Annotated in this window: 12 protein-coding genes; all 12 read left to right on the top strand. The window is 69.8% G+C overall.

Translation table 11 applies throughout. The annotated features are described in order from the left end of the window. Positions 1–560, top strand: a 560-nt coding sequence (locus VDQ18_RS12625) for a LysE family translocator (RefSeq protein ID WP_323021292.1), incomplete at its 5' end; no start/stop codon positions are given. A gap of 47 nt (positions 561–607) precedes the next feature. After that, entirely contained in the window at positions 608–973 is a 366-nt protein-coding gene (locus VDQ18_RS12620; RefSeq protein WP_323021291.1) for a hypothetical protein, read from the top strand. 60 nt (positions 974–1,033) lie between these two features. After that, the gene (locus tag VDQ18_RS12615) at positions 1,034–2,197 is read left to right on the top strand and encodes an isovaleryl-CoA dehydrogenase (RefSeq protein ID WP_323021290.1); all 1,164 of its coding nucleotides are present in this window, start codon (positions 1,034–1,036) and stop codon (positions 2,195–2,197) included. A gap of 4 nt (positions 2,198–2,201) precedes the next feature. Beyond that, on the top strand, positions 2,202–2,777 hold the full coding sequence (locus VDQ18_RS12610; protein WP_323021289.1) for a hypothetical protein: 576 nt from the start codon (positions 2,202–2,204) through the stop codon (positions 2,775–2,777). A 100-nt stretch (positions 2,778–2,877) separates the two neighbouring features. Then, positions 2,878–3,384 carry a lysozyme inhibitor LprI family protein gene (locus VDQ18_RS12605; RefSeq protein ID WP_323021288.1) on the top strand — a complete coding sequence of 169 codons (507 nt, stop codon included), beginning with the start codon at positions 2,878–2,880 and terminating at the stop codon, positions 3,382–3,384. Positions 3,385–3,500: 116 nt separating this feature from the next. Continuing rightward, the gene (locus VDQ18_RS12600; RefSeq protein WP_323021287.1) at positions 3,501–3,632 is read left to right on the top strand and encodes a hypothetical protein; all 132 of its coding nucleotides are present in this window, start codon (positions 3,501–3,503) and stop codon (positions 3,630–3,632) included. Then, on the top strand, positions 3,629–4,102 hold the full coding sequence (locus tag VDQ18_RS12595) for a lysozyme inhibitor LprI family protein (protein WP_323021286.1): 474 nt from the start codon (positions 3,629–3,631) through the stop codon (positions 4,100–4,102). The genes VDQ18_RS12600 and VDQ18_RS12595 overlap by 4 nt, the downstream gene beginning before the upstream one ends. 36 nt (positions 4,103–4,138) lie before the next feature. Continuing rightward, a complete protein-coding gene (locus VDQ18_RS12590) occupies positions 4,139–5,704 on the top strand; it encodes an AMP-binding protein (protein ID WP_323021285.1) in 1,566 nt (521 codons plus the stop codon). Further along, positions 5,701–7,305, top strand: a complete 1,605-nt coding sequence (locus VDQ18_RS12585) for a carboxyl transferase domain-containing protein (protein ID WP_323021284.1) — start codon at positions 5,701–5,703, stop codon at positions 7,303–7,305. Before VDQ18_RS12590 ends, VDQ18_RS12585 begins: the two co-directional genes overlap by 4 nt. A 261-nt stretch (positions 7,306–7,566) precedes the next feature. Next, a complete protein-coding gene (locus tag VDQ18_RS12580) occupies positions 7,567–8,088 on the top strand; it encodes a hypothetical protein (protein WP_323021283.1) in 522 nt (173 codons plus the stop codon). Between the two features lie 160 nt (positions 8,089–8,248). Then, on the top strand, positions 8,249–10,180 hold the full coding sequence (locus VDQ18_RS12575; protein WP_323021282.1) for an acetyl/propionyl/methylcrotonyl-CoA carboxylase subunit alpha: 1,932 nt from the start codon (positions 8,249–8,251) through the stop codon (positions 10,178–10,180). 10 nt (positions 10,181–10,190) lie between these two features. Beyond that, entirely contained in the window at positions 10,191–11,045 is an 855-nt protein-coding gene (locus VDQ18_RS12570; RefSeq protein ID WP_323021281.1) for a ferritin-like domain-containing protein, read from the top strand. The last annotated feature ends 36 nt before the right edge of the window (positions 11,046–11,081 follow it).

The following is an 11,081-nucleotide window of genomic DNA, read 5'->3' as shown; positions in this document are numbered from 1 at the left end:
TCCTCGGGCTCTTCACCCCGGGGCCGAATGTCATCATGCTGACCGCCTCGGGCGTTCGCTTCGGCTTCCTGCGCACGCTGCCGCATCTCTTCGGCGTGGTGCTGGGTGTCGGCATCACCGCGGGCGTCACCGCGCTGGGGGTGGGCGCGGCGGTGCAGGCCTCGCCCACGCTGAACCTGCTGCTCAGGCTGGGCGCGGCGGGGTTCATCCTGTGGATGGCCTGGGGGCTGTGGAAAGCATCCGCGAAACCGCGCAAGGCCGTGGATCCTGACGAGAAGCCGCTCAGCTTCTTCGGCGCGGTCCTTTTCCAGTGGATCAACCCCAAGGTCTGGGCCGTGGCCTTCGCGGCTTCGGCGGGCTATTCCGCCGGGCTGCCTGTCTGGGTCGAGGCCGCGCGGCTGGCGCTGGCCTTTTCCTCGCTGAACCTGCTGGTGTGCCTGTTCTGGACCGCCGCCGGGTCCTTGCTGACCGCGCTTCTGTCGGCGCCGCTGGCCTGGAAGATCTTCCTGCGCTTCATGGCCGTGCTCTTGGCTTTCACCACGCTGCTGATCTTCCGCTGACACAAGTTTGCGTTGCGCGCTTGGGCCGGTCATGGCCCAATGCGGGCATGACAGACCGTGATCCCCAGGCCGAGAAGGCCCGTGACCGCCAGAGGCAGCGCAAGATCGCCGCCAATTCCTCGGACAAGGCCGCGCGCAAGCATGCGCCGCGGATCAAGGCCATGGGCAACCGGCAGACGCGGCGGCTGGACAAACAGGCGCTGGCCTCGGCGCCCGAGGAGGCGGCCGAGCGGCCCGAAGGGTTGAAGACCCGCCCCCGCCATTGGGGCACCGAGAACGCCGCCGAGCGCCGGGCCGAACGCGACCGCGAACGCGCCTGGCTCGATGCCAACCCGGTCGAGGACAGGCAGGGCAGGGGCCGCGCCCAGTTCAAGCCGTGGCGTCACGAGGATCAGGGACCGGATTTCGTTTGACCGAATCCGGCCCCAGGCTTAGGAATTGAACAGCTGTTCAATTCGGGGGAGGGAAGGGCCATGTTCACCGCATCCATGAAGTTCGACCTGGGCGAGGACGTCAACGCATTGCGCGAGACGGTGCACCGCTGGGCGCAGGACCGCGTCAAGCCGATGGCGGCCGAGGTCGACAAGACCAACGCCTTCCCCAACCAGCTCTGGCCCGAAATGGGTGATCTGGGCCTGCTGGGTATCACCGTGCCCGAGGAATACGGCGGCGCCGGGATGGGCTATCTGGCCCATGCCGTCGCGGTCGAGGAGATTGCGCGCGCCTCGGCCTCGATCAGCCTGTCCTACGGCGCCCATTCCAACCTCTGCGTCAACCAGATCAAGCTGAACGGCTCGCCCGAGCAGAAGGCCAGGTACCTGCCGGGCCTCGTCAGCGGCCGCAACATCGGCGCGCTGGCGATGTCCGAGGCCGGGGCGGGGTCTGACGTGGTGTCGATGTCGCTCAGGGCCGAGAAGAAGAACGACCGTTTCGTGCTGAACGGCACGAAATACTGGATCACCAACGGCCCCGACGCCGATACGCTGGTGGTCTATGCCAAGACCGACCCCGCGGCGGGCTCGAAAGGGATCACCGCCTTCCTGATCGAAAAGACCATGGCGGGCTTCTCCACCTCGGCCCATTTCGACAAGATGGGCATGCGCGGCTCGAACACCGCCGAGCTGGTGTTCGAGAACGTCGAAGTCCCCTACGAGAACATCCTCGGCGAAGAGGGCAAGGGCGTCCGTGTCCTGATGTCGGGCCTCGATTACGAGCGGGTGGTGCTGGCCGCCATCGGCCCCGGCATCATGGCCGCCTGCCTTGACGAGATCATGCCCTACCTGCGCGACCGCAAGCAGTTCGGCCAGCCCATCGGCTCGTTCCAGCTGATGCAGGGCAAGATCGCCGACATGTACACCGCGCTGAACTCGGCCCGCGCCTATGTCTACGAGGTCGCCAAGGCCTGCGACCGGGGCGAAGTGACCCGCGCCGATGCCGCCGCCTGCTGCCTTTATGCCAGCGAACAGGCCATGGTGCAGGCGCATCAGGCGGTGCAGGCGATGGGCGGGGCCGGGTTCATGAACGATTCCGTCGCCAGCCGCCTGTTCCGCGATGCCAAGCTGATGGAGATCGGCGCCGGCACCTCGGAAATCCGTCGCATGCTGGTCGGGCGCGAGCTGATGTCCGCGATGGGCTGAGGCCATGGCGGTGTTCAGCCTCCCCTCGGACTATGAGCACGTCATCCGCTGCCGCCTCTGCCGCGGCCCGGCGACCTATGCCGCCCCGGGCCGCATCGCCGTCACGCCCGAGAACGAGGCCTGGGTCCGGGCCTCGCGCCATCTGACGATCCGCCAGAACCACGATCCCCGGGGCCCTGCCCAGGTCGCGCTCTTTGACAACCGCCACGAGGCCGAGGCGGCGATCCTGGCCGACCACCCCGACTGGCACGAGCGGATCCGCTATGACCTGCTGCGGAACTGGCCGGAGGACGAGCCCGTGCGCGTGACCTGCCATCGCTGCGGCGCGGTCGAGACGCGGGTCGTGGGGGAAGAGGACCGCTTCTTTCAGGTCGAGTTCCGCGGGCAGACCCTCTGGGCTGCGAACCGCGACCACGCCCTGGCGCTGATCGAGTTCATCGAGGGGGCGGATCGCCGCCGCCTGCCGGACGACGTGACCCGCGCCTGGGCACGGCGCATCCCCACGCATTTCCTGACCGCCAAGGGGCGCGAGACCATCGTCAAGCGGCTGCGGCGCCTGATCGAGGAATACGAGGCATGAGCGGCCCTTCACCGACGCGCGCCCCGGCCGCCTTCCTCAGCCCCGAGCGCCGCGATAGCCTGGCACACTCGTTTCCCTTTTCCGTCAACAAGGCTCTTTCATGACCCGTTTCCTTGCTCTTCTCGCCCTCATCGCCACCCCCGCGCTGGCCGAGGAACCCTATGACAGCTTCTCCACCGGCATCGCCGATTGCGTCGCCGCCACCGAAGGGGTCGAGGCCGGGCGCGCCTGCATCGGCACCGGCGCCGCGGCCTGTTTCGACGGGGCGCCGGACGGGCAGACCACCACCGGCATGATGTTCTGCGGGCTGGCCGAGCGCGACGCCTGGGACCGGCTTCTGAACGAGGAATACGGCCTCGCACGGGACGCGGCCCGCGGCGCCGACGAGGCCGAGCGCGCGGATTTCCCGGAATTCGCCCATCGGGTCGAGCAATTGCGCGACGCCCAGCGCGCCTGGATCGCCTATCGCGACGCCAATTGCGCCATGGAATACGGGCTCTGGGGCGCGGGGAGCATGCGCCAGATCGCCGGGGCGGATTGCCAGATGCGCATGACCGCCGAGCGGATGCTGGAACTGCGGTCCTACCGCCAGCAGCTGGGGGGCTGAGGATGCGGCCTGCGCCCCTTGTCCCGCTGCCGACGGCCCCGGCGCTGGCCGGGGCCCGTCTGGCAACGGGCCGGGGCGGGGCCTTCGCTGATCGGGGGCCTTGGTGGCAGGCACGAATGGATGCCATTGCACCGGACCCGCTGAAGCAGGTCCGGCACGACACCCGCATCGGGATACCGGGCTTGCCGTCCGAGAAGCGCCTGCGCGGCGCGCAGCCGCTTTTTTCCGACGGGCTGGCCCGGCTGTGATCCGCGCGCTTTTCCCCCTGGTGCTGCTTGTCGCTCCCGCCTTGGCGCAGGACCTGCCCGAAGAGTGGGCGGTGAATCCGCTGGTGATCGAGCAATGCCTCGCCACCGGCTTCACCGAAGCCTGCATCGGCTTCATGGCCGGGCTTTGCGAGGCCGCGCAGGGGCCGGGCAGCGAGGGCCTCTGCCGCGGGGCCGAGACCGCCTATTGGCAGCGCCGCGTCGATGCCGCCACCGCCCAGTTGCAAGGGGGCGAAGGCGAGGTGCAGTCCCGCGCCCGGCGGCTCGGCTGGCCCGAGCCGATCCCCTCGCTCGATGCCGTCGTGCGGGGGTTCGAGGCCTATCGCGCCGCCGCCTGCGACTGGCGCGCCGCCGCCTGGGACGGGATCCACGCGGGCTATGAGCAACAGGATTGCCTGATGCGCCTTACCGCCCGGCATGCGCTGCTGCTGGAAGGGATGCTCGATGACTAGCGCTCGCAGCAGGACCCACCGACGGGGGGCCGGGACATGACCCAGCAACCGCTTCTGTCCCCGACCGGCGATTACGCCAGCCTCACCCGCGACTTCCGCTGGCAGATCCCGGCGCGGCTCAACATGGCGCGGCAGGCCTGTTTCGACCGGGCCGGGGCCGAGCCTGACCGTCCGGCGATCCTCGACCTGTCCTCCGGCACCCGGCGGGACGTGACTTACGGCCAGCTCGCCGCCATGGCCCGGGGGCTGGCCGCGCATCTGGCGGGGCAGGGCGTGCGGCCCGGCGACCGGGTGGCGGTGCTGCGGGCCCAGGATCCCTGGACCGCCGCCGCGCATCTGGCGATCTGGACGCTGGGGGCGATCAGCCTGCCGCTTTTCACCCTCTTCGGTCCCGAGGCGCTGGCCACCCGCCTGTCGGACGCCGGGGCAACCCACGCTGTCACCGATCCCGAGGGCGCGGCCCGCCTCGCGGCGTTGGGCGTGACGGCGCATGTGCCCGAAACCCTCGCCCTGCCGCCCGCTGGCCCCGACCCGCTGGACACCGCGTCCGAGGACCCGGCGGTCCTGATCTACACCTCGGGCACCACCGGCGCGCCGAAGGGGGCGCTGCATGCCCACCGGGTGCTGACCGGCCATCTGCCGGGGGTGGAGATGAGCCATGACCGTCTGGGCCAGCCCGGCGATGTGCTCTGGACCCCGGCCGACTGGGCCTGGATCGGCGGGCTTTTCGACGTGCTGATGCCGGGGCTGGCGCTGGGCGTGCCGGTGGTCGCCGCCCGCCTGCCGAAATTCACGCCCGAGGCCGCCGCCCGGATCATCGCCGCGACCGGCACCCGCAACGTCTTTTTCCCGCCGACCGCGCTGAAGATGCTGAAGGCGGCGGACCTCGCGATCCCCGGCCTGCGCTCGGTCGCCTCGGGCGGCGAGCCCCTGGGGGCCGAGATGCTGGACTGGGGCCGCCGCGCCTTCGGCCTCGCGATCAACGAATTCTCCGGCCAGACCGAGGGCAACATGATCGCCTCCTCGGCCGGGTCGCTGTTCCCGGCGCGCCCGGGCTGCATCGGCAAACCGGTCCCGGGCCATGACCTGGCGGTGCTGGGGCCGGAGGGGCCGCTGGGCGAGGGGGTCGAGGGCGATATCGCGGTTAGACGCGGCTCGGCCTCGATGATGCTGGGCTATTGGCAAAGGCCCGAGGCGACGGCCGAGAAATTCCGCGGCGACTGGATGCTGACCGGCGACCGCGGCCTGTGGGAGGACGGCTATCTGCGCTTCGTCGGGCGCGAGGATGACGTCATCACCTCGGCCGGTTACCGGATCGGCCCGTCCGAGATCGAGGATTGCCTGCTGCGCCACCCCGCCGTCGCGCTGGCCGCGGTGATCGGCGTGCCGGACGCCCAGCGCACCGAACGCATCCGCGCCTATGTCGTCCTCAGGCCCGGCAACGAGGCGACCGAAGCCGAGATCCAGTCCCACATCCGCACCCGCCTCTCGGCCCATCTGGTCCCGCGCGAAGTGCGCTTCGCCGCGGACCTGCCGATGACCGTGACCGGCAAGATCATTCGCAAAGACCTGAAACGCAGGGCCCAGGAGGAGACCCCATGAAACTCCAATCCCACATCCTCACCGGCTCGGACGCCTTCAAGGCCAACCGCGCCGCCCATATGCAAGCGCTGGAGATCGTCGCCGAGGCTGCGGCGCAGGCGGCCGAGGGGGGCGGGGCCAAGGCCCGGGCGCGCCATATCGAGCGGGGCAAGATGCCCCCGCGCGAGCGGGTCGCCAACCTGCTGGACCCCGGCTCGCCCTTCCTCGAGATCGGCGCCACCGCCGCCCACGGCCTTTATGACGGCGCCGCCCCGGCCGCAGGCGTCATCGCCGGGATCGGGCTGGTGCACGGGCAGGAGGTGATGGTCGTCTGCAACGATGCCACCGTGAAGGGCGGCACCTATTACCCGATGACGGTGAAGAAACACCTCCGCGCGCAGGAAATCGCCGCCGAGAACAACCTGCCCTGCATCTATCTGGTCGACTCGGGTGGCGCCAACCTGCCCAATCAGGACGAGGTCTTCCCCGACCGCGACCATTTCGGCCGCATCTTCTACAATCAGGCCAATATGTCGGCCCGCGGCATCCCGCAGATCGCCGTTGTCATGGGCTCGTGCACGGCGGGGGGCGCCTATGTCCCGGCCATGTCGGACGTCACGATCATCGTCCGCAATCAGGGCACGATCTTTCTGGCCGGCCCGCCGCTGGTCAAGGCCGCGACCGGCGAGGTGGTGAGTGCCGAGGATCTGGGCGGCGGCGATGTGCACACCCGCCTCTCGGGTGTGGCCGATTACCTGGCCGAGGATGACGCGCATGCGCTGGCGCTGGCCCGCAGGGCCGTGGCGCAGCTCAACCGCCGCAAGCCCGAGACGGTGCTGATGCAGGCCTCCGAGGAACCGGCCTATGACCCCGACGAGATCCTGGGCGCCGTGCCGGCCGATCTGCGCACGCCCTACGACATCCGCGAGGTGATCGCCCGGGTCGTCGACGGCTCGCGCTTCGACGAGTTCAAGCCGCGCTATGGCGAGACGCTGGTCACCGGCTTCGCCCATCTCAAGGGCTGTCCGGTGGGGATCGTTGCCAATAACGGCGTGCTGTTCTCGGAGGCCGCGGTCAAGGGCGCGCATTTCGTCGAATTGTGCAGCCAGCGCAAGATCCCGCTGGTGTTCCTGCAGAACATCACCGGCTTCATGGTCGGCCGCAAATACGAGAATGAAGGGATCGCCCGGCATGGCGCCAAGCTGGTGACGGCGGTCGCCACGACGGCGGTGCCGAAGATCACCATGCTGGTCGGCGGCTCGTTCGGGGCGGGCAATTACGGCATGGCGGGGCGGGCCTATCAGCCGCGGTTCCTCTGGACCTGGCCCAATTCGCGGATCTCGGTCATGGGCGGCGAGCAGGCAGCAGGCGTGCTGGCAACCGTCCGGCGCGAGGGGATCGAGCGGCAGGGCGGCAGCTGGTCGTCCGAGGACGAGGCCGAGTTCAAGCGCCCCACCATCGAGATGTTCGAGCGCCAGTCGCATCCGCTCTATGCCTCGGCGCGGCTTTGGGACGACGGGATCATCGACCCGCGCCGCACGCGCGAGGTGCTGTCGCTGTCGCTGTCGGCGGCGCTGAACGCCCCCATCGGGGAGACGCGCTTCGGCGTGTTCCGGATGTGAGCGGGGGAGGGGATTCGGGCCGCGGAGGCACCGCCTGCCCGCCGCGCGGGAGTGCCTTGCGCGGGTTCGCGGCAGGATTGTGGTTAGCAAAAGATGATTCGCGCTCAGGTTGCGCGACGATCCGCGGCACCCGGCCCGGGGGCAGCGGAGCCGTTGCACGCGCCCATCAAGGCATGTTGGCGCCAACATTAACGTCGAATCCCCGAAAAGCTGCGGGAAACCGCCCAATTTCCGCCGTATTGGCGGGAGATTTTGGGGATCATGCCCCGTGTAACCCACCTCTCCTCTCCTGCCTGCGTGCGACGCATCCCGTCGCCCGGCGATCTGCGCAATCTGCGCCGCAGCATCGCCCAGGAAGGCCGTCGGCGGCGCAGCCGCTGGACCACGCCGCGCATGATGCTGGCCGCGCTGGTCATGCTGATCCTGGCGCCGGTCGCCGGAGCCATTGCCGGGGTCACCGGCGGCAGCGCCGCGGTGATCTCGACCTCGGGCTGCCAGTTGCTGTCGGTGGTGGACGGCAATACCGTCGAATTGTCCTGCGTGGACCACGAGGTGCGGCATCACCATGTCATGGGCCTGTCCTCGCCGCCGGTGCTGGGCGCCCGCTGCCTGGCCGAGGCCTGGTGGGGCCTCAGGGCGCATATCTCGCTCAGGGCACAGGTCTGGCAGGCCGAAACGCTGGCCTTCGTCGAGGAACCGCGCGCGCATCTGGTGCTGATGCTGGCCGACGGTATCCCGGTTCACCGGCTGGTGCCGACGCCGCCCCGCGATCCCTGCGCCTGACGCGCGGGGCATCCGCGCACCGCGCCGCTTTTCCCGATAACCCGATCCGCACCGCCGCCGGTTCCCTCCGCGCGGTGCAATCGGCATTTCCCCTTTTCCCCCGTGACCCGGCCGGTGCCCAAGGCGCCGCGCCGGGCGCTGTCCGACCGGAGGTCCGCCCATGTTCGACTGCATCCTGATCGCCAACCGTGGCGAAATCGCCTGCCGCGTGATCCGCTCTGCCCGGGCGCTGGGCGTGCGCACCATCGCCGTCTATTCCGACGCCGACGCGGGCGCCGCCCATGTCGCGCTGGCCGATCAGGCGGTGCATATCGGCGGGCCGCGGCCGGCGGACAGCTACCTGCGCGGCGACCGGATCATCGCCGCGGCGCTTGCCACCGGCGCCAAAGCCATCCACCCCGGCTATGGCTTCCTGTCGGAGAACCCCGATTTCGTCGAGGCGGTCGAGGCTGCGGGCCTGACCTTCATCGGCCCCTCGGCCAGCGCGATCCGCGCCATGGGCCTCAAGGACGCGGCGAAGGCGCTGATGCATGAGGCGGGTGTGCCGGTGGTCCCGGGCTACATGGGCGCCAATCAGGACCCCGAGCATCTGGCGGGCGCCGCGGATGGCGTGGGCTATCCGGTGCTGATCAAGGCCGTGGCGGGCGGCGGCGGCAAGGGCATGCGGCTGGTCGAACGGCCGCAGGATTTCCGCGCCGCGCTGGAAAGTGCCCAGGGCGAGGCGGCGACTGCCTTTGGCAATGCCGCCGTGCTGATCGAGAAATACATCGAGCAGCCGCGCCATATCGAGGTGCAGGTCTTCGGCGACGGCACCCGCGCCGTGCACCTCTTTGAACGCGACTGCTCCCTGCAACGCCGCCACCAGAAGGTCATCGAGGAGGCGCCCGCCCCCGGCATGACCGATGCGATGCGCGCCGCCATGGGGCAGGCCGCCGTCCGCGCGGCCGAGGCGATCGGTTACAAGGGGGCGGGGACCGTCGAATTCATCGTCGATGGCTCCAAGGGCCTCCGCCCCGATGGTTTCTGGTTCATGGAGATGAACACCCGCCTTCAGGTGGAACACCCGGTGACCGAGCTGATCACCGGCGTCGATCTGGTGGAATGGCAGCTGCGCGTGGCTTCGGGCGAGGATCTGCCCGCAAGGCAGGAGGATCTGGCGATCCACGGTCATGCCTTCGAGGCCCGGCTCTATGCCGAGGACGTGCCGGCGGGCTTCCTGCCTGCCACCGGCACGCTGACCCACCTGAGCTTCCCCGAGGGCGCGCGGATCGATTCGGGCGTGCGGCCCGGGGATACGATCAGCCCCTGGTACGACCCGATGATCGCCAAGATCATCACCCATGGCCCGACCCGTGCCGTGGCGCTGGCCCGGCTGCGCGCCGCGCTGGAGGGGACGCAGGTGGCGGGTTCGGTCACGAACCTCGCCTTCCTCGGTGCGCTGACCCGGCATGCGGGCTTCGCGCGGGGCGACGTGGACACAGGCCTCATCGGTCGCGACATCGCCAGCCTGACCGCCGAGCCGCCGGTCGAGGATGCGACGGTGGCGCTGGCGGCGCTGACGGCGGCGGGGGCGGGGCAGGGCGGGGCGCTTGAGGGTTTCGCCCTCTGGACGCCCTTGCGACAGACCGTGACCCTGGAAATGGGCGACCAGCGCTGGAATGTCGTCCTGACCCGCACGGCGCCCAATTGGACGCTCAGGATCGGCGCGCGGGAGTTGGAAGCCGAGCGCCGCGCCGGGACCTGGTGGATCGACGGCACCCGCGCGCCCGAGGCGGCGCTGACCGCGGCGGGCAGGGTCTCGGTCTTCGGGGCGCGCATCGTGCATTTCACCCTTCCCGATCCTCTGGCGCGAGAGGCCGATGCCGGGGCCGCGGCGGGCGTGGTGCTGGCGCCGATGCCGGGGCTGGTGAAGGCGGTCTTCGTCACCAAGGGCGAGGCGGTGGTCAAGGGCGCCCGACTTGCGGTACTGGAGGCGATGAAGATGGAACATACGCTGACCGCCGGTCGCGACGGCATCGTTGCCGAAGTCCTGGCGGGCGCGGGCCAGCAGGTCGAGGCAGGCGCCGCCCTGATCGCGCTGGAAGACGAATGACGGAAGACCCATGACCGACCTGCCCGCGACCCTTGCCGACTGCGCCGATGCGGTGCTGACCACCGCCGATGGCCGCGCCAAGACCGCGCTGTCGAAGCGCTGCGCCGAGGCGTGGTTTGCGGGCCGGGACGCGGGCAGGCCGATGCCCATCGGCACCGGCAACCCGCCCGACAACCCGGCCCGGCCGGAAAAGCCCGAACTCCTGAACCCGCGCGACATGCCCCGGCGGCGGCCGGGCAGCGCCGCGGGGCGGCTGGCGCTGCTGCATGCGGTGGCGCATATCGAGCTGAACGCGGTCGATCTGCATTGGGACATCATCGCCCGGTTCACCGCGACGAAGATGCCGATGGGTTTCTACGACGACTGGGTGAAGGCCGCGGCCGAGGAATCGAAGCATTTCAACCTGGTCTGCGACGTCCTTGAGAGCCTGGGCTCGCATTACGGCGCCTTGCCCGCGCATGCCTTCATGTGGCGGGCGGCGGCGGATACCCGCGACGACCTGCTGGGGCGACTCGCCGTGGTGCCCATGGTGCTGGAGGCGCGGGGACTCGATGTCACGCCGTCGATGATCGCGCTGTTCCAGAAGGCCGATCTGCCGGGCGCCGTTTCCGCATTGGAGACAATCTACGCCGAAGAGGTCAGCCATGTCGCCTATGGCTCCAAATGGTTCCACTTCCTCTGTGGCCGGGGCGATATCGACCCCAAGGAAGCCTTCCACGATCTGGTGCGGCGCTATTTCCACGGCGCGCTGAAGCCGCCGTTCAACGAGGAAAAGCGCGCCGAGGCCGGGATTCCCCCTGATTTCTATTGGCCGCTGGCCGATGAGGTGTCTCCCGCGGGGCACAGCCGCAACACAAAGCCGTAAGCGATTCGATTTCGGCGGTTTTTCGCCGATCCGGCG

Origin of the sequence: Pararhodobacter sp. (assembly GCF_034676075.1) — a bacterium.
Lineage (GTDB): Bacteria > Pseudomonadota > Alphaproteobacteria > Rhodobacterales > Rhodobacteraceae > Pararhodobacter.
Note: the sequence above shows the minus strand (reverse complement) of the source record. Positions and strands in the feature narration are given on the sequence as shown.